This is a genomic window from Micromonospora sp. WMMD710 (assembly GCF_029626045.1).
GTDB lineage: Bacteria > Actinomycetota > Actinomycetes > Mycobacteriales > Micromonosporaceae > Micromonospora.
The window spans coordinates 5,507,959-5,525,094 of record NZ_JARUBD010000001.1 but is presented as its reverse complement, the minus strand read 5'-3'; the positions used below and the strand labels follow the sequence as shown (position 1 = coordinate 5,525,094).

Here is a 17,136-nt window from a genome sequence, read left to right as displayed (position 1 = left end):
ATGCTCGACATCGCTCTGCTGCCGGGGGAGTACGCCGTGTGCCGGTTGGCCGCCGGCGCCGCCCTGCCGCACGAGCTGACGAGCGGGCTGGGCCGCGCCGACGTGATCACCGTGAGCTGGACCGCCGACGGGATCTCGGTGATCTGCCCGACCGACCGGGTGCCCGCGCAGGCCGTGGTAGAGACGGCGTGGCGTTGTCTGCGGGTCGCCGGCCCGACGGAGGTGGCCGGCGCCGGCACCCTGGCCGCGCTGGTCGACCCGCTCACCGAGGCCCGGGTCAGCGTGGTCACCTTCTCCACGTTCGACACCGATTACGTGCTGGTGCCGGCCGTCCGGCTGGCCGAGGGCACGGCCGCCTTGGAGCGCGCCGGGCACCGGGTCCTCGGCTGACCTTCACCCGGCCGGCCGCTCCCCCTACGATGGGCTCGGCCACCCCGGCCACGACGAACTCCCGATGTCCCAAGGATCGGCCCGTGCCGTTCACCCCACGCCGCCGCGCGTCCACCCCATCGCGGGCGGTGACACACACCGTGCTGCCGGCGACCCTCGCGCTGCTCACGATCGGTGCGGTGACCGGCTGCGGCACCCCACCCGAGCTACGGAACCCGGGCGCGGCGCCGACCGGCACCGGATCCCCGACGGCGGCCCCGACGCGCACTCCCGGCACCACGCCCACCACCGCGCCGTCCCTCCCGCCGTTCGGCACCCCGTCGGCCACCCCGGACGCCGGGCTGGTCGCCACGGCCTGCCGGAACGGGCCGACCGGACAGCGGGTCGTGCAACTGCTGCGCGGGCAGGCCGATGTGCTGCCGCCCAACGTGCGGGTCCAGGTCCGCACCGGCCCGCTCTGCGCCGCCGACTGGCAGTACACGGTGCTCGACGTGACCGGACACGAGGAGCTTCAGGTCGTCACCCGGGGTCGACCGACCGCGCCGGAGTTGGTTACCGCCGGCACCGACGTGTGCACCATCGAGGTACGCGCCACCGGCCCCACCGGGATCCGGACGCTCGCCTGCGACGCCGGCCCGGCCATCGGGCCGGGTGCGTAGGCTGGTCGACATGCCGGGAACACCACCGACGCGTTTCGTCTACCTCGGTCCGGAGGGCACCTTCGCCGAGCAGGCCCTGCGTACCATCCCCGCCGCCGAACGCGGCACCCGTACGTCCGCACGCAGCGTCGGGGAGGCGTTGGACCACGTCCGGGTCGGGGACGCCGACGCCGCGCTGGTGCCGTTGGAAAACTCGATCGGCGGCGCGGTGGGCGTCACCCTCGACGAGATGGCCGAGGGCGAGCCACTGGTGATCACCCGGGAGGTGGTCCTGCCGGTGGAGTTCGTGCTCGGCGCGCGGCCGGGCACCTCGCTGACCTCGGTCCGTGTCGTCGCGGCGCATCCGCAGGCGTCCAACCAGTGCCGGGGCTGGCTGCGCGACCACCTGCCCGACGCGGTGGTGGTCGACGTGCTCTCCAACGGCGCGGCGGCCGCCGGCGCCGGGTCCGGCGAGTACGACGCGGCGATCTGCGCGCCGATCGGGGCGACCCGGCACCGGCTCACCGTGCTCGCCGACAAGATCGCCGACCATCCCGACGCGGTGACCCGGTTCGCGTTGGTGTCCCGCCCCGGGCCGCCTCCGCCGCCGACCGGCGACGATCTGACCTCGCTCGCGGTCTACATCGCCCACGACCGGGTCGGTGCGCTGCTGTCGGTGCTGATGGAGCTGGCTGTCCGGGGGGTCAACCTGACCAGGATCGAGTCCCGGCCGACCGGCGAGGCCCTGGGCCGGTACGTGTTCTTCCTGGACTGCACGGGGCACGTGGCCGACGTACGGCTGGGCGAGGCGTTGCAGGGGCTGCGCCGGGTCTGTGCCGACGTCCGCTTCCTGGGCTCGTACCCCCGGCACCGCTGGACCGCGGCGGCGGGTGAGCGGCCGGTGCCGGCGCCGGCCGGTCTGTCCGACGTCGACTACGCGGACGCGGCGGCCTGGCTGGCCCGGCTGCGCACCGGCGAGTTGAGCTGACCGCGGAGGTGCGGACGCCCCGGTGGCCCGGGAGCGCCCGCACCGGTGTGGTCAGCTCAGCAGACCGCCGAGCAGACCGCCCTCCTGCTGCTGCTGGCCGCTGCCCATGATCGGCGGCTCCTCGGACGGCTGCACCACCACGAAGCCCTGGCCGGCGAAGCTCATCGTGAACGACTCGCCGGTGCGGCGGCCCAGCAACGTGCCGAGGCCGAGCTGCTCGGCGCGGTGGTAGCCGGTCTGGAGGTTGGCCGACCAGCAGACGGCGGCCTGCGGGTCGACGTAGGTGGGCGCGTCCACGTTGAGCACGACCGGGGTGCCCTTGGTGGTGATGGCGATCCGGCCGTAGCCGCTGAACACGCAGTTGAACAGGCCGGACGAGGACGCCATCCCGGCGCCGCCGACCATCCTGATGTCGTACTGGAGGGTGGAGTCGAAGGCGAGGACGCTGGAGCCGTTGATGGAGAGCGCGTCGCCCGGCTCCAGGTCGATGATGTGCACGTCCTTGGCCAGCTCGGCGAGGAAGACGTCACCCTGACCGGTGACCTTCATCAGCGGGACGCCCTCGCCGGTGAGCTTCTGCTTGAGGAACTTGCCGAGCCCACCCGAGCCGAGCGCCTGGAACTGGACGTTGCCCTGGTAGGCGACCATCGACCCGACCCGGGCCATCGCCTCGCCGTTGAGCTCGATCTTCAACATCTTGGAGTTCTGCAGCCGCATGCCGGGCTGCGCGGACTCCTTCTCCAGGTTCTCCGCGGAGAACAGCTCGCTGCGCATGAAAGGGCCTCCCGAATAGGTTCGCGTTCGCTGCACCGACGGTAGGCGACCACGGCAACCACGGACCATCGGCCGAGCGGCGCGGCGCGGTTCAGCCCCAGCCCAGCGCGTGCAGCCGCGCGTCGTCGATGCCGAAGTGGTGGGCGATCTCGTGCACCACGGTGACCGCCACCTCGTCGATGACGTCCTCGTCGTCGTCGCAGATCCGCAGGATCGGACGGCGGTAGATGAAGATCCGGTCCGGCAGTACGCCGGAGTAGTCCCAGCCGCGATCGGTGAGCGCGTGGCCCTCGTAGAGGCCGAGCAGCTCGGCCTCGCCCGGTGGTGGGTCGTCCTCGACCAGGATCACCACGTTGTTCATCAGGCCGAGCAGTTCCTCGGGCACCTCGTCGAGAGCTTCGCCGACCAACTCCTCGAAGCGCTCACGGCTCATCTCCACCGGCACCTCGCCCATTGTGCCCGACGCGCCTGTTGAATGACCGTTGCCGGGAGTCCGCACGTTCACGGAAAGGGAGCGGCGGAGGCTCCCTTCCGTGAACGTGCGGTGTGCGGGTCGCCCGGCTCAGGAGGCCAGGCGCGCGGTGAGGGTGATCTCGGCGCCCGGCGAGAGCAGGCGGGAGATCGGGCAGTTCGCCTTGGCGGCCTCGGCGAGCTTCTGGAACTCGGCGTCGTCGATGCCCGGCACCTGACCGACGGTCTCCAGCTCGATCCGGGTGACGGTCATCCCCGCGTCGGTCTTGTCCAGGTGGACCTTGGCGGTGGTCTCGACGGAGGTCGGCGTCGAGCCGGCGTCGGCGAGCGCCTTGGAGAACGCCATCGAGAAGCAGCCGGAGTGCGCGGCGGCGATGAGCTCCTCGGGGTTGGTGCCCTCGCCCTCCTCGAAGCGCGACTTGAAGGAGTAGTTGCCCGACAGGCCGCCCTTACCAGTGCGGACGGTGCCGGAGCCCTCGGTGAGGTTGCCCTGCCATTGTGCTGAAGCGGTACGGATTGGCATGAGCAGAACGCTAGCGGAAAGGTGACCGCTGGGCGACCGACCGGCACCGACGCCCGCCCTGCGATTCGGGTCACCTGCCGTCGACTGTGCCATGATTCGACGCAGGTCCGTGACCGGCGGAAGGATGGCCGATGTCCGAGGAGCTGCCGATCCCACGGCAGGGCGACCGGTCCGACGGCCCGGCCGTGATCGAGTGGGGTGCCGACGATCCGCCCCCGGCGCGCCGGTTCGACCGGTCCCTGGCCGGGCTCACCCGGGATCCCCGGCTGCCCGTGCTGACCGCCGGGCTCGGGGCGGTGGCCGGCGTGGCCTCGATGGTCGGTGAGTGGCTGGTGATGACCCTGCCGAACGGCGGCCCGTCCGGTTCCACCTCGATCGACGTGCCCGCCGGGGTGTCCGACGTGGGTGGCTTCGGGATCGGTTACCTGGTCGGTCTGCTGGGTCTGGTCTGCACCGTGGCGCTGGCGCTGCGGGGCACGGCGGCCGTCCGGCAGAACGCCCGGCTGGTCGGGTTCACCCTGGCCGGAGCCCTGCTGGCGCTGTTGGTCGCCGCGGCGGCGACTCTGGAGGACTCCGGTCAACGGAACTACTTCTACGCGTCGGAGGACAACTTCCGGATCGAGTACGGCCGCGGCCTGGTGATGGCGTTCGTCGCCTGCGTCCTGTTCGCCGCCGCCCTGCGGCTGGCACCGACCGCGCCGGTTGACGACGACCGGTCCGGGGACACGACGGGGCAGGGCTGGCGCCGCCGGCACCGCGACCCGGTCGAGCAGGAGGACGGCCTGCCCGCGCCGGCCGACCTGACGGTCACCCCGTCAGCCCCCTTCGCCCGCCCCGAACACCCCGCCTGAAACCCCCGTGAGCCCAGACCTCGCGCGGGGGGTGTGGGGACACCTCACGGGGGTCCGGGGTTCGGGTTCGATTCGCTTCAAAGCCATGGTTGGGGCGTGTTTCCCGAGGTACGGTTGCTGCCCGCCGTCACGCCGGGACCTTCTGACCGGCGCGACGGCGGTGGGCGAAGGAGGAACGATGACCCGCCCGGGACTGCCCAAGCTGATCGCGACCGACCTCGACGGCACGCTCGTCCGCAGCGACGACACCGTCTCCGCGTACACCCATGGGGTGCTCGACCGGGTGCGGGCCGCCGGAATTCCGGTGGTCGGCGCGACCGGACGCGGCCCACGGCTGACCGAGTTGACCCGCAACGACATCCGGGCCGCCGACTTCCTGGTGATGGCCGGCGGCGGCCGGGTGGTCGACCAGAGCGACCCGGCGGGCCCCATGGTGCTCCGCGACGAGCGGCTGCCCGCCGAGGTGCTGGCCCGGTTGCTGGCCGACCTGGAGGCCGAGGTCGGCCCGCTGATCGTGATGGTCGAGGCGTCCGACGAGCACGACGCCCCGCTGTGGGGCGACTACCACGAAAGCTGGCCCTACCAGGACCGGTTCGAGGCACGCACCCGCGACGAGTGCCTCTCCTGCGACGTGATCAAGGCGTTCGCCCGAACCGCCGACCACCACGTCGACGAGTTGCTGGCGGTCGCCCGCCGGATCATTGCGCCGCAGGTCGCCACACTCACTCAGGCCGGGCTCGGCTTCATCGAGATCTGCCCACCGGGGGTGGACAAGGCGACCGGGCTGACGGTGGTGGCGCAGAGCCTGGGTGTCGACCCGGCCGATGTGCTGGTCTTCGGTGACATGCCCAACGACCTGCCGATGTTCGAGTGGGCCGGCTGGTCCCGGGTGGCGGTGGCCAACGCGCACCCCACCCTGCGGGCGGTCGCCGACGAGGTGACGCTGCGTAACGACGACGACGGAGTCGCGGTGTACCTGGACCGGCTACTGTCCCGGTGATGGGAGAGACGCCCCGCCTGGTCGCCACCGACATCGACGGCACGCTGATCCGCGACGACCGCACGCTCAGCCCGCGCACCGCCGACGTGCTCGCGCGGATCACCGCGCGAGGCACGCCGGTCGTGCTGGTCACCGGCCGTCCGGTCCGCTGGCTCAAGATGGTGTACGACCAACTGGCCGAGCCCCTGCCGGCGGTCTGCGCCAACGGCGCGGTGGTCTACGACCCGGTCACCGACGAGGTGCTGCGGGCCGACCCGCTCGCGCCGCAGCACCTGGCCGAGGTGGCCCGGAGGCTGCGCGCCGAGGTGCCCGACATCAGCTTCGCGGTGGAGATCCTGGACAGCCGGGAGATGCGGCACGAGGCGCACTACCCGCTGCGCTGGGACGCCGACCACGACCGGATCCGCCCGGTCGAGACGCCGGAGGAGTTGCTGTCGCTACCGGCGGTGAAGCTGCTCGCCCGCGCCGGCGAACAGGATCCGGACAGGTTCGTCGAGCTGATCGGCACGGCGGTGGCGGGGTTGGCCGAGGCCACGCACTCGTCGTACTCGGGTCTGGTGGAGATCTCCGCGGCCGGGGTGACCAAGGCGGCCGGGCTCGACTGGTACTGCGACCGGCTCGGCGTGGCCGCCGCGGACGTGCTGGCCTTCGGCGACATGCCCAACGACGTGCCGATGCTGACCTGGGCCGGGCGTGGCGTGGCGGTGGCCAACGCGCACCGCGCCGTCCTGGCGGTCGCCGACGAGGTGACGGCGGCGAACACCGAGGACGGCGTGGCGGCGTACCTGGAGAAGATCTTCGGGGTGGACTGAGGTCAGAGGTACTGACCGGTGTTGTGACCCTCGCCGCCGCCCGGCTGGCCGATGCCCGGCATTCCGGGGACGACCCCGCCCGGGCCACTGGGCAGCGCCTGCCGGCCACCGCGCATCTGCTCCAACTGCACCCGGGCTGCCATCTGCTGGGCGACCAGGGCCGCCTGGATGCCGTGGAACAGGCCCTCCAGCCAGCCGACGAGCTGGGCGTGCGCGATCCGCAGCTCGCTCTCGCTCGGGGCCTTGTCCTCGGCGAACGGCAACGAGATCCGTTCCAGTTCGTCGCGCAGCTCGGGCGCGAGGCCCTCCTTGAGCTCGACGATCGACCGCTCGTGGATCTCGCGCATCCGGTTGCGGCTGGCGTCGTCCAGTGGGGCCGCCTTGACCTCCTCCAGGAGCTGCTTGATCATGCTGCCGATCCGCATCACCTTGGCCGGTTGCTCGACCAGGCGGGTCGGGTCCTCACCCTGGCCCTCCTCGGTCTGCACGGTGCCGATCGGGCGGCCGTCCGGGCCGACCACCACCACCGTGCCGGAGTGACCGGACTCGTCGGGGCCGGGCTCGTCGTTCTGTCCAGCGGAGTGCGCTTCGGTCATGGGGTCCATCTTTACCCAGTGGGCGCGACCCGTGCCGCCCGGGACCGACTCCCCGGGGCCGAACCACCCGGGCGGGGCGCGCTACCGTCGCGCCATGCCTGCCGACCCGCGTGCCGTGCTGACCCGGCCCGCCCCGGAGCCCGACCACACGGTGGCGTACGGCGATCACCCGGACCAGGTCGCCGACCTGCGTGCCCCGGCGGGCAGTGGCCCGGCGCGGCCACTGGTCGTCGTGGTGCACGGTGGCTTCTGGCGGGCCGAGTACGACCGGCGGCACACCGGACCGATGGCGGCCGCGTTCGCCGCACTCGGGTATCCGGTGGCGCAGGTGGAGTACCGGCGCACCGGGCAGCCCGGCGGTGGCTGGCCGGGTACGTTGACCGACGCGTTGACCGGGATCGCCGCGCTGCCCGAGCTGGCCGCCGAGGCACTGCCGGGCCGGGTGAGCGGGGCGGCGCCGCTCCTGGTCGGGCACTCCGCGGGCGGCCACCTGGCGATGTTCGTGGCGGCCACCGCACCGACGTCGGTGGGCGGGGTGCTCGCCCTGGCACCGGTGGCCGACCTGGGCGAGGCGTACCGGCGGGATCTGGATTCCGGCGCGGTGGCGGCGCTGCTCGGTGGCGGCCCGGCCGAGGTTCCGGATCGGTACGCGGTGGCCGATCCACGGATGTTGGTGCCCGTACGGACACGGACGGTAATTGTTCATGGTTCGGAGGATCGACAGGTGCCGGTGGCGATGAGCCGGGATTTCGTCGCGGCAGCTCGTGGCGCGGGATCCGATATTTCCCTTCTTGAACTGCCCGGACATGAGCATTTCGGGCTGATCGATCCGGAGTCTTCGGCCTGGCCCCGGGTCCTCGGCGTGTTGCGGTCCCTGCACGATGATCACTAGCCATTGACGCAGCGTCGCGGAGCAGGTAGAACGCCGGAGGGGCGGTGTGTTCTGCCCTGCAACGCTCCTGGGAAGGAACTCGGTGTCGCAGATGAATCGCAGGCGGGCGCTCCACCTGTTGGCCGCGCTCGGGACCACCGGATTCGCCGCCGCATGCGGCTCCGACACCGACGCCCAGCCCACCGGCGATCGGAGCCCGATCAAGATCGGCCTCATCACGCCGCAAGCCGGTGGTTTCAAGAGCATCGGCGACGACATCACCAACGGCTTCCAACTCTTCCTCGACCTGCACGACCAGCGGTTGGGCGGGCACCCGGTCGACCTGCTGACCGCCGACGAGGGTGACACCGAAAAGACCGGCAAGGCCGCCGTCGACGGTCTGCTCAAGCAGGGCGTGCTGGCGCTCACCGGCGTGGTCAACTCGGCGGTGATGCTCGGCATCCGGAACACCGTGGAGCAGGCCAGGGTTCCGCTGATCGGCTCCAACGCCTCACCGAGCAGCCTGCAGAGCGTCTTCTACATCTGGCGGACGTCCTACGTGCTGGACGAGGCCGGCCGGGCACTGGGCCGCTACCTGCGCGACCAGCTGCCGCCCAACGGCCGAGTCGCGATCATCATGCCGGAGAACGTCGGCAGCCCGGACGTGGTGCGCGGCTTCCGGCAGGAGTTCGGCGCCACCGACCCGCGGATCGCCGACCCGGTGACCTACACCACCGCCAACCCCAACCCGGGCAAGACCGCGTTCACCGTGGACATCAGCAAGGCGCTGGCCAAGAAGCCGACGGCGGTCTTCTGCTTCTACGCCGGCAATGCCGCGGTGGAGTTCATCAAGCAGCTGCGCGAGAAATTCTCCGGGCCCGTCTACGCACCCGGCTTCCTCACCGAGGGCACCGTGCTGGAAAACCTGAAGGACGACGCGCTCGGCATCCAGACCGCGCTGAACTACTCGGCCGACCTGAACAGCACCTCCAACCGGGTCTTCGCCTCGGCGTACCGCAAGAAGTACCAGGTCACGCCCACCACGTACGCCATGGCGTCGTACGACGCGGCGCAGGTGCTCGACCAGGCCATCCAGCTGACCGGTGGGAAGCCGACGCCGCAGCAGGTCAACCTGGCACTGGGCAAGATCGGCCAGATCGACAGCCCGCGCGGGATCTGGCAGTTCAACCAGCCGCGTACCCCGCAGCAGAAGTGGTACCTGCGAGAGGTGCAGCGCGACGGTCAGGTCATGTCGAACGTGCTGATCAACGAGCTGGCCACGCTGGGCTGACCGCCCGTCGACGCAATCAGGGGCCGACCTCCCGTCGGGAGGCCGGCCCCTGGCGTACGCGGCAGTGTTCGGGTCAGTGCCGCAGTTCGGCGATGCAGCACTTCACGCTGCCGCCGCCCTTCTTCAGCTCGCCCAACTCGACCGGGACCGGGTTGTAGCCGGCGGCCTTGAGTTTGCCGGCCAGCCGGGTGGCCTCGCTGTTGAGCACGACGTTCGCGCCGTCGCTGACGAGGTTGAGCCCGAAGGCCATGGCGTCCTCGTCGTCGGCGAGCACCGCGTCCGGGAAGAGCTGGGTCAGCACCCGCTGGCTGGCCGCCGAGAACGCGCCGGGGAAGTAGACGACGTTCGAGTCGTCGATGGAAGCGAGCGCCACGTCCAGGTGGTAGAAGCGCGGGTCGATCAGGCGCAGCGACACCACCGGCCGGCCCAGCGCCTCCTGCGCCTCGGCGTGCGCCGGGATCTCGGTGCGGAAGCCGTGCCCGGCCAGGATCAGCCCGCCGTGCGCCTCCGGCACGTACGCGAAGTCACCCTCGCCCTCGTTGGTCTCGCTCGGCGCGATGAAACGCCAGCCCTGCGACTCGTAGAAGGCGTGGTGCGCGGCGGCCTCGGCGGCCCGCTGCTCGTGCTTGAACCGCGCGCCGTAGACACTGCCGTCCACCACGAACGCGCCGTTGGCGGCGTAGACCATGTCGGGCAGGCCCCGCTCGGGGGTGAGCAGGTGCACCTCGTGGCCGAGGCCGACCAGCGTCTCGCGCAGCCGGTCCCACTGCTTGACGGCCAGTTCCCGGTCGACCGGGGTGGTCACGTCCATCCACGGGTTGATCGCGTACTCGACCGCGAAGTGCTCGGGCGAGCACATGAGATATGTCCGCTTTCGCGAGACTCGCTGCTGGTTCACGGTCACCAAGAGTAGGTACCGTGGAACTTTGGTAACAGCCACAACCATTGCTTCCCAGAGGCGGAACGTTGCAGATAGACGCGGTAGACCAGCGGATCATTGCGTTGCTCGTCGCCGACGCCCGTGCGTCGTACGCCGACATCGGCACGCGGGTGTCACTCTCCGCCCCGGCGGTCAAGCGCCGGGTCGACCGTCTGCGCGCCACCGGCGTGATCAGGGGATTCACGGCGGTGGTCGATCCGGCCGCCGTCGGCTGGACCACCGAGGCGTTCGTCGAGCTGTTCTGCGCCGGCCGGACCACCCCCGCGCAGATCGGCGTGGCCGCGCGTCGACACCCGGAGGTGGTCGGGGCGTACACCGTCTCGGGCGAGGCGGACGCCCTCGTCCACCTGCGCGCCGCCGACATCGCCCACCTGGAGGCGGCCCTTGAACGACTGCGTGCCGAGTCCTTCGTGACCTCCACCCGCAGCACCATCGTCCTGTCCCGGCTGGTGGAGTCCCCCGGCGTCGGCCCCTCCGGCGGAGCTTGACCTCAAGCCAGGTTCACCTGTTGCACTGGTGCTGCCATCACCGGACACGAGGGGGACGTCATGCGGGCGATCTGGCTACGGGAGTTCGGCGGACCGGAGGTGCTGGTGCCCGGCACGGCCCCCGACCCGACGCCCGGCCCCGGCCAGGTGTCGATCGACGTCGTCCACGCGAACATCACCTTCGTCGAGACGCAGCAGCGCTCCGGTCGCCCCGGACCGTTCCGGGTCACTCCCCCGCTGATCCCCGGCAACGGCGTCGGTGGCGTGATCACCGCCGCCGGACCGGACGTCGACCCGGCGCTGGTCGGACGGCGGGTGGTCACCGCGACCGGCGGCTCCGGCGGGTACGCCGAACGCGCGGTGGTGGACGCGTCCGCGCCGATCGAGGTGCCCACCGGGTTGCCACTCGACGAGGCGGTGGCGCTGCTGGCCGACGGGCGCACCGCCGCCATGCTGATCGACACCGTCGGCGTACGCCCCGGCGACCGGGTGCTGGTGGAGGCCGCAGCGGGTGGTGTGGGCAGCCTGCTGGTGCAGCTGGCGGCCCGCGCCGGCGGACGGGTGATCGGCGCGGCCGGTGGGCCACGCAAGGTGGACCTGCTGCCCGGACTGGGTGCCGACCTCGCCGTCGACTACCTGCTGCCCGACTGGGCCGACCGCGTCCGAGCTGCGTCGGGCGGGGTCGACGTGGTGCTCGACGGGGTCGGCGGGGCGGTGGCCCGGGTGGCGTTCGAACTGCTCGACCCGGGTGGCCGCATGATCAGCTTCGGGTTGGCGAGCGGCGAATGGTCCCCGATCCCGCCCGAGGCCGCCACCGCACGGCAGGTCACGCTGCTCCGGCCGGACGTGCCACCCGCGCGCCTGCGGGCGTACACCGAACAGGCGCTCGCGGACGCGGCGGCCGGCCGGCTGCGACCCCTGATCGGCCAGCGCTTTCCGCTGGAGCGCGCCGCCGACGCGCACGCCGCCATCGAGGCGCGCGCGACGGTCGGCAAGACGCTGCTGGACCTCTAGACGAGTAGTTCCGAAGTCAGGGGTCGATGTCTGGGCATGAAGAGAGGGCATCCAAGATCATGTTGTGACGCAAGACCTGGATACCCTCTTGACCGCACTGTACGTGAAGATCGACGACAGCATCCGCACGCCCCGGTGGCGGGGCCGGCCGCCGCTGTTGACCGACTCCGAACTGGTATGCCTCGCGGTGGCGCAGGTCCTGCTCGGCGCCCGCTCGGAAGCGCATTGGATCCGCTACGCCCGTATTCATCTCGCCGGCATGTTTGCCTACCTGCCGCAGCGGCCGGGCTACAACAAGCGGCTCCGTGCGGCGCTTCCGCTGGTCAAGAAGGTGATCCGGGACCTGGCGCGCGACAGTGACTTCTGGTTCGACAACCACTGGATCGTCGATTCCACCCCGATACCCTGCGGCATGTCGCGCCCGACGGCGCAGCGTTCGGACCTGGCCGGCTGGGCCGGATACGGCTACTGCGCCTCCCATTCCCGCTTCTTCTGGGGCCTCCGGCTCTACCTGGTCTGCACCCCGACCGGGATGCCGATCCTGTGGGCCCTGGCGAACCCGAAGATCGGCGAGCGAGAGGTCCTCGCCGCGATGCTCGACGTCGAGGCCGCCGTGGTGGCCGAGCACGACGGGATCCTGCTGATCAGCGACAAGGGATTCGCCTCCACGCCGTTCGAGCGGCAGTTGGCCGAACAGGGCATCGAACTACTGCGCCCGTCCCGCAAGAAGGAGAAGACCCGCTACGGCGAGCCGATGCTCAAGAAGGTCCGACAACTGATCGAGTCGGTGAACGACACCCTCAAGGGCCAGCTTGACCTGGAACAACACGGCGGACGGACCTTCGCCGGTGTGGCCGTCCGTGTCGCCCAACGCCTGCTCGCCATGACAGCGGCGATCTGGCACAACAACAAGACCAGCGCGCCCGTCACCCGGTCACTGATCGCCTACGACCACTAACCGGAATTCGGAACAACTCGTCTAGCTTGATCTTTAACCCTCTGAGGTCCTGCGGGGACCCCGAACGATCACGGAAGCAGCCCTTGGTTGATGATCTTCTTGTCTAGGGAAGAACATCAATAACCAAGGGCTGTTCTGGTGATCAGTGTGCATGACCGTGGTTCGGCTGATGCCGTCGGGGACCTGGACCGGTTCCGGCGGGAGTTCTACGACTGCTTGACCGCTCGGGCTGACGCGTTGTTCGACCTGACCGACGCGGTGTTGTGCGCCGACGGGCCGGTCCGGTCGCTGGTGGAGTTGTCGCTGGTGGGTGAGCACCGCCGGGGTCACGGGGCGTTGTATGACGCCCTCGCCTGCGGGAAGTTGGACATTGACCGGTTGCGCACCGCTCTCGCTGGGGTGCCGCTGCCCCGGGCAGCCGACGGCCGTCTCGTCCTGGCGGTGGACATCACCTGCTGGCTGCGGCCGGACGCGCACACCTCACCACAGCGGATCCTGTGTCACACCTACGGACGCGGCAAGGATCAGACCATCATGATCCCGGGCTGGCCGTATTCGATGGTCGTGGCCCTGGAGTCGGGCCGTAGTTCGTGGACCGCACCGTTGGACGCGGTGCGGCTGGCGCCTGGCGACGACGCGGCCACGGTCACCGCTGGGCAGCTGCGAGACATCGTGGGGCGTCTGATCGCGGCCGGGCAGTGGCAGGCTGGGGACGCGGAGATCCTGGTCGTGGCCGACGCCGGCTACGACGCGCCCCGACTGGCGTTCCTCCTGCGTGACCTGCCCGTGCAGGTCCTCGCGCGAATGCGATCGGATCGGGTGCTGCGTCGGGCAGTGCCGCCTCGGCGGCCGGGAACGGTCGGCCGTCCGCCCCGCCACGGCGGCGAGTTCGTCTTCGGTGATCCCGCCACCTGGGGTGAGCCGGACGCGGCCACTGTCGCCGACACCCGTCTCTACGGCACGGCGTGGGCCCGCGCCTGGGACCGGTTGCACCCTCGGTTGACCCACCGATCCGCCTGGACCGCCGCGGCTAAAGTACTGCCGGTCATCGAGGGGACCGTCATCCGCCTGGAAGTCGACCACCTACCCAGCGGCGCTACACCGAAGCCGGTGTGGCTGTGGTGGTCCGGCGTCGACGCCACCTCGGATGACGTGAACCTGCTCTGGCAGACGTTCCTACGCCGCTTCGACATCGAACACACGTTCCGCCTGTTCAAACAGACCCTCGGCTGGACCTGCCCGAAGATCCGCACCCCGCAAGCCGCCGACCTATGGACCTGGCTGATCCTCGCCGCCTACACCCAGCTCCGTCTGGCCCGCGCCCTCGCCGCCGACCTGCGCCGCCCCTGGGAGCAACCCGCACCACCGCAGCGCCTGTCACCCGCCCGCGTCCGCCGAGGGTTTCGGCACCTCCGCGCGAAGGCGACCTGCCCGGCCGGTGCACCCAAACCCGCCCGGCCAGGCCCGGGGCGACCACCCGGCCGCCGCAACACCCACCCCACCCCGCGACACGACGTCCACATCGCGACCACCACGAACGCCAAAACATCGGCCACAAAGAAGACGAAGACTGTCAATCCCCGGCCACGCCGCACAGGTTAAAGATCAAGTTAGGCGCTGGAGCTCAGGTAGGCGCGAGCCAGCGGGTCACTGTGTCGGTGAAGACCACCTGATAGGGAAGACCTCGCAGATCTTCTGCGGTCACATCTAGGCCGCGAGCCCGAGCCAGCTCGGCCAGCCACGACCAAGGATGTTCCTCTGCGGACTCTTCGGCGTCGTCGGGGAGCACGGCGTTCAGAACGTTCGGGGTGATGCTTTCCCGAGTCTCGACGAGCGGAACGACACCACCCGGAACGCCGGTTGATCTAGCAGTGAGAGTGAACCCACGATCCGCGTGCAGGAGCACGTGCCGACCGTCTTCCAGCACCGCGAACTCACTGACCGTGAAACTCCGGGTAATTGCATTCTCGGGGTGCACCCCTCGGAGATCGCAGCTGGCAACTAGGCCAACGATGCGACCGGGCTCGACCGGGGGAAGATTTTCGGGAGCACCGTAGGCGCCCGAGTACGGGCGCCAACCGGCTTGACCGCTGCTCACTGTCTGACTCCCGAAAATCCCGTGATCGTTCCGGCTGTATCTAACTAAACCGTGTCACCTGATCACCGGTTACGGTTGTCGCCGGGACGGCGGCAGCTTGCGATCAGGGGCTACACGCACGGTTCACGGCACCCCCGAAGTACCACCCAGAAGGGTCGGCGACACCGATCAGATCGACATCAGTAGCACCCCTCCAGCCGACGGTCGTGCTGTTTGAGCAGTTGATCCTCGCATTAGATCTGCGGCCGGAGCCGCCTCCTGCGAGGTAGTCGCCCGAGCCCGAGGCAACCGTCAACCACCGGCAACCCAGAGAATCGCACCAGTACGCCTGCAGTTCGATGTCCACGTTTGCCATGCTCGGACAAGTGCCGGCGATGTGAAGCCAATAGCCGTGGACGGATGTCTCGCCACTGCCATGCGGGTCGTCGTTGGCCTGTCTGTACGTGCAGGAACCCGCAACGATGTTGCCTGACTCCCCCAACGGAGTGGCATGACCACCATCAGGGAAGGGAGCCCAGTAGCCAGAAGACTTACCGGACGGTGACGACGGGGCTGCTGCCGCGCTCGCCGGGAGCGTGCCAAGGCATACGAGGACAGCGAAGCAGATTGCCGCCGACGTGCGCCGTATGCGCCGGACTGTGCGCACTCTGTGCAAGTCAACCACCTCCACGATGATGAATATGACTCGTAGTACATAGAATGGCGACTTTCTGTCAAGAGGTTGCCTGTCTGCTCGTCAGGTCTCGCGGCGGAACGCCGCCGCCGTCTCGATGGGCGGCCGTTGAGGGCCAGTTCACAGCCGACGGCCCCAATGAGGGCTACGGGGGCAGCCTCTACCGACCCGCCGTCTGGGCGGGCGGTGACGGCGTAGCGGATCTCGCCGCACCCTGCTGTGCCCCCCTTACTGCCGGTGCGGTCGCCGCCGGAGTGTCGGCAACGGCGGACTTGGTCGACGTCGGAAACGCGCGCGCCGCGAGCTGGGCAGCGCGCACATCATGCTCAGCCGCTCGCCCAGAGGCATGATCGACGTCTTGGACTCGAACCTCGGCGACGACTGGGGTGGCACCTTGGACTTCTCGCCACTCACCTTCGATAGTGGCCGCGCTGCCTTCGTCGGCGCGGCCTACGTCAGGGGCAGATTGCTCTCGGGGGGCCTGGTCCGCCGCGTAGTCGTCGACCACCCGGAACGCATACGCGGCGGGGGTGTGGGCGCGGTCGACGAAGCCAGGAACCTGCCGCAGCAGATCACGGACGTCATGCCCGGCCTGCTCCAACTGGTCGAGCTTGTAGGCCAGGGCTGGCCACGCCGGGGAGCCGATGACCCGCTCGGCCCGCTCCGGTGACCACACCGCCCGGACGTGGATCGTCATCTCCTCCTGGCGCTGCCGCGCGGTGCGCCGCCGCCCACCGTCCTCCGGATCCACCCGGGCGTCAGCCGGATCCGGCTGAGACTTGGGTTCCTCGTCGACGGCGGCACGGTCCAGTTGGTCGGACAGCCACGCCGCGTTCCCCGCCCGCCCACCCGCGTCCGGGTCGACGCGCACACCGCGCTCGGCCAACCGCTCGGTGATGACCTGCTGGGCGCGGCGGGCGCGTGGGTCGACCGCCGCCCACCCGGAGCTGGCCCGCCAGGCGCGGGCGATGTCGTCGGTTGATGCCTGCCGCCACCACGCCGGGCGCGTCGCCGGCCGCCACACCGCCGCGTCGGCCTGCTGTGCCGCGCGGGCCTGCGCGCGAGTCTGCCGGGCCTGTTCATCGCTCACCCGGGCGGCCCGCTGAAGCTGCGCGATGCGCGCGTCGATGAGCACCTGCGCCAGTTGACCGGCGGCCTGGATCGCCCCCGTCACCGCCGACGTCGCCCGCTGGTGGAACTCGGCTATCTCGTTGTCGGCCACGATCTCTCCCCTCTGTTCACCGCTGAGCCTCCCGCTCCACCACCTGGTCGACACGCACCCGCGCCGGCGTCGCCGCCGACTCCGCACGCCCGGTTTCCAACGGCGGCTGGCCCTGCTCGACCTGCGGGCCGCCGCCCCGCAGCAGCGGCATCAGGTGAGCTGCGGCAGCCGCCGCCACACCCGCCGCGTGGGCCTGTTGCTCGGCCGCGCGCAACTCGGCCAGCGCCACGACCAGCCGGGCCGCCTGGACGACCACGGCGAGCAGGACGGCCGCCTCACCGCCGTCGCGGGCGTGCCCGGCGACCAGCAGCGCGTCAGCGACCCGGCCCAACTCGGCGGCCACCGTCAACGCCGGCGACGCCGGCGCTCGCCGCGGTGGCGCCGCCGCGCGGGCCAGGCTGTTCGCCGCCCGGGTCACCGGTCCCCGCCCCGAAGGCTCGGCCGCCGCCGCGACTCGCGCGAGCAGCTCCGCGCTGGCCCTGGCCACCGTCGGCCACTGCGGTGAGCCCGGCGCGACGCTAACTTGATCTTTAACCCT

Annotated in this window: 20 protein-coding genes; 12 read left to right on the top strand and 8 right to left on the bottom strand. The window is 70.7% G+C overall.

Annotation, left to right across the window (positions count from 1 at the left end; genetic code table 11):
* The 3 genes from O7620_RS25585 (at position 1) to pheA (ending at position 2,016) form a co-directional block, all read left to right on the top strand.
* Entirely contained in the window at positions 1-390 is a 390-nt protein-coding gene (locus tag O7620_RS25585) for an ACT domain-containing protein (RefSeq protein WP_278125596.1), read from the top strand.
* An 83-nt stretch (positions 391-473) separates the two neighbouring features.
* The gene (locus O7620_RS25580) at positions 474-1,049 is read left to right on the top strand and encodes a hypothetical protein (protein WP_278125595.1); all 576 of its coding nucleotides are present in this window, start codon (positions 474-476) and stop codon (positions 1,047-1,049) included.
* A gap of 10 nt (positions 1,050-1,059) precedes the next feature.
* On the top strand, positions 1,060-2,016 hold the full coding sequence (gene pheA / locus O7620_RS25575; RefSeq protein WP_278125593.1) for a prephenate dehydratase: 957 nt from the start codon (positions 1,060-1,062) through the stop codon (positions 2,014-2,016).
* A 51-nt stretch (positions 2,017-2,067) separates the two neighbouring features.
* Here pheA and O7620_RS25570 read toward each other — a convergent pair whose 3' ends face one another.
* The 3 genes from O7620_RS25570 to O7620_RS25560 form a co-directional block, all read right to left on the bottom strand.
* Positions 2,068-2,790 (bottom strand): AIM24 family protein, encoded by a 723-nt coding sequence (locus tag O7620_RS25570; protein ID WP_278125592.1) that lies wholly within the window; start codon positions 2,788-2,790, stop codon positions 2,068-2,070.
* 91 nt (positions 2,791-2,881) lie between these two features.
* Complete coding sequence (locus O7620_RS25565; protein WP_192580183.1) at positions 2,882-3,229, bottom strand: metallopeptidase family protein; 348 nt, start codon at positions 3,227-3,229, stop codon at positions 2,882-2,884.
* A gap of 123 nt (positions 3,230-3,352) precedes the next feature.
* Positions 3,353-3,784 (bottom strand): OsmC family protein, encoded by a 432-nt coding sequence (locus O7620_RS25560; protein ID WP_151488927.1) that lies wholly within the window; start codon positions 3,782-3,784, stop codon positions 3,353-3,355.
* A gap of 131 nt (positions 3,785-3,915) precedes the next feature.
* On the opposite strand from O7620_RS25560, the gene O7620_RS25555 reads away from it, so the two are divergent.
* The 3 genes from O7620_RS25555 to O7620_RS25545 all read left to right on the top strand — a co-directional run bounded on the left by O7620_RS25555 (position 3,916) and on the right by O7620_RS25545 (position 6,447).
* Positions 3,916-4,635: a hypothetical protein gene (locus tag O7620_RS25555; protein WP_278125591.1), complete on the top strand. Its 720-nt coding sequence runs from the start codon at positions 3,916-3,918 to the stop codon at positions 4,633-4,635.
* Positions 4,636-4,813: 178 nt separating this feature from the next.
* A complete protein-coding gene (locus O7620_RS25550; RefSeq protein WP_278125590.1) occupies positions 4,814-5,635 on the top strand; it encodes an HAD hydrolase family protein in 822 nt (273 codons plus the stop codon).
* The gene (locus O7620_RS25545; RefSeq protein ID WP_278125589.1) at positions 5,635-6,447 is read left to right on the top strand and encodes an HAD family hydrolase; all 813 of its coding nucleotides are present in this window, start codon (positions 5,635-5,637) and stop codon (positions 6,445-6,447) included. The genes O7620_RS25550 and O7620_RS25545 overlap by 1 nt, the downstream gene beginning before the upstream one ends.
* A gap of 2 nt (positions 6,448-6,449) precedes the next feature.
* Here O7620_RS25545 and O7620_RS25540 read toward each other — a convergent pair whose 3' ends face one another.
* The gene (locus O7620_RS25540) at positions 6,450-7,052 is read right to left on the bottom strand and encodes a bacterial proteasome activator family protein (RefSeq protein WP_151491308.1); all 603 of its coding nucleotides are present in this window, start codon (positions 7,050-7,052) and stop codon (positions 6,450-6,452) included.
* An 85-nt stretch (positions 7,053-7,137) separates the two neighbouring features.
* Here O7620_RS25540 and O7620_RS25535 point away from each other — a divergent pair, with 85 nt between their 5' ends.
* Positions 7,138-7,935, top strand: a complete 798-nt coding sequence (locus O7620_RS25535; protein WP_278125588.1) for a prolyl oligopeptidase family serine peptidase — start codon at positions 7,138-7,140, stop codon at positions 7,933-7,935.
* A gap of 82 nt (positions 7,936-8,017) precedes the next feature.
* On the top strand, positions 8,018-9,205 hold the full coding sequence (locus tag O7620_RS25530) for an ABC transporter substrate-binding protein (RefSeq protein ID WP_278125587.1): 1,188 nt from the start codon (positions 8,018-8,020) through the stop codon (positions 9,203-9,205).
* Between the two features lie 73 nt (positions 9,206-9,278).
* On the opposite strand, the gene ddaH is transcribed toward O7620_RS25530, so the two are convergent.
* A complete protein-coding gene (gene ddaH / locus O7620_RS25525) occupies positions 9,279-10,112 on the bottom strand; it encodes a dimethylargininase (RefSeq protein ID WP_347403780.1) in 834 nt (277 codons plus the stop codon).
* 59 nt (positions 10,113-10,171) lie between these two features.
* Between ddaH and O7620_RS25520 the strand changes: the two genes are divergently transcribed.
* The 4 genes from O7620_RS25520 (at position 10,172) to O7620_RS25505 (ending at position 14,207) form a co-directional block, all read left to right on the top strand.
* Complete coding sequence (locus tag O7620_RS25520) at positions 10,172-10,633, top strand: Lrp/AsnC family transcriptional regulator (RefSeq protein WP_151491291.1); 462 nt, start codon at positions 10,172-10,174, stop codon at positions 10,631-10,633.
* A gap of 60 nt (positions 10,634-10,693) precedes the next feature.
* Entirely contained in the window at positions 10,694-11,647 is a 954-nt protein-coding gene (locus O7620_RS25515; RefSeq protein WP_278125586.1) for a zinc-binding dehydrogenase, read from the top strand.
* A 64-nt stretch (positions 11,648-11,711) separates the two neighbouring features.
* Positions 11,712-12,605: an IS982 family transposase gene (locus O7620_RS25510; protein ID WP_278125338.1), complete on the top strand. Its 894-nt coding sequence runs from the start codon at positions 11,712-11,714 to the stop codon at positions 12,603-12,605.
* A 138-nt stretch (positions 12,606-12,743) separates the two neighbouring features.
* On the top strand, positions 12,744-14,207 hold the full coding sequence (locus tag O7620_RS25505; protein ID WP_278123489.1) for an NF041680 family putative transposase: 1,464 nt from the start codon (positions 12,744-12,746) through the stop codon (positions 14,205-14,207).
* Positions 14,208-14,229: 22 nt separating this feature from the next.
* Here the strand turns inward: O7620_RS25505 and O7620_RS25500 are convergent, their stop codons facing one another.
* The 3 genes from O7620_RS25500 to O7620_RS25490 all read right to left on the bottom strand — a co-directional run bounded on the left by O7620_RS25500 (position 14,230) and on the right by O7620_RS25490 (position 17,016).
* Positions 14,230-14,583 carry a hypothetical protein gene (locus tag O7620_RS25500; protein ID WP_278125584.1) on the bottom strand — a complete coding sequence of 118 codons (354 nt, stop codon included), beginning with the start codon at positions 14,581-14,583 and terminating at the stop codon, positions 14,230-14,232.
* 953 nt (positions 14,584-15,536) lie between these two features.
* On the bottom strand, positions 15,537-16,598 hold the full coding sequence (locus O7620_RS25495) for a hypothetical protein (RefSeq protein WP_278125583.1): 1,062 nt from the start codon (positions 16,596-16,598) through the stop codon (positions 15,537-15,539).
* 16 nt (positions 16,599-16,614) lie between these two features.
* On the bottom strand, positions 16,615-17,016 hold the full coding sequence (locus O7620_RS25490; RefSeq protein WP_278125581.1) for a hypothetical protein: 402 nt from the start codon (positions 17,014-17,016) through the stop codon (positions 16,615-16,617).
* Between the last annotated feature and the right edge of the window lie 120 nt (positions 17,017-17,136).

Bases quoted from the DNA above. Each gene is read 5' to 3' on its own strand.
- O7620_RS25585 (WP_278125596.1), top strand. From the start codon at position 1: ATGCTCGACATCGCTCTGCTGCCGGGGGAGTACGCCGTGTGCCGGTTG.
- pheA (WP_278125593.1), top strand. From the start codon at position 1,060: ATGCCGGGAACACCACCGACGCGTTTCGTCTACCTCGGTCCGGAGGGC.
- O7620_RS25570 (WP_278125592.1), bottom strand. From the start codon at position 2,790: ATGCGCAGCGAGCTGTTCTCCGCGGAGAACCTGGAGAAGGAGTCCGCG.
- O7620_RS25560 (WP_151488927.1), bottom strand. From the start codon at position 3,784: ATGCCAATCCGTACCGCTTCAGCACAATGGCAGGGCAACCTCACCGAG.
- O7620_RS25555 (WP_278125591.1), top strand. From the start codon at position 3,916: ATGTCCGAGGAGCTGCCGATCCCACGGCAGGGCGACCGGTCCGACGGC.
- O7620_RS25550 (WP_278125590.1), top strand. From the start codon at position 4,814: ATGACCCGCCCGGGACTGCCCAAGCTGATCGCGACCGACCTCGACGGC.
- O7620_RS25545 (WP_278125589.1), top strand. From the start codon at position 5,635: ATGGGAGAGACGCCCCGCCTGGTCGCCACCGACATCGACGGCACGCTG.
- O7620_RS25540 (WP_151491308.1), bottom strand. From the start codon at position 7,052: ATGGACCCCATGACCGAAGCGCACTCCGCTGGACAGAACGACGAGCCC.
- O7620_RS25535 (WP_278125588.1), top strand. From the start codon at position 7,138: ATGCCTGCCGACCCGCGTGCCGTGCTGACCCGGCCCGCCCCGGAGCCC.
- O7620_RS25515 (WP_278125586.1), top strand. From the start codon at position 10,694: ATGCGGGCGATCTGGCTACGGGAGTTCGGCGGACCGGAGGTGCTGGTG.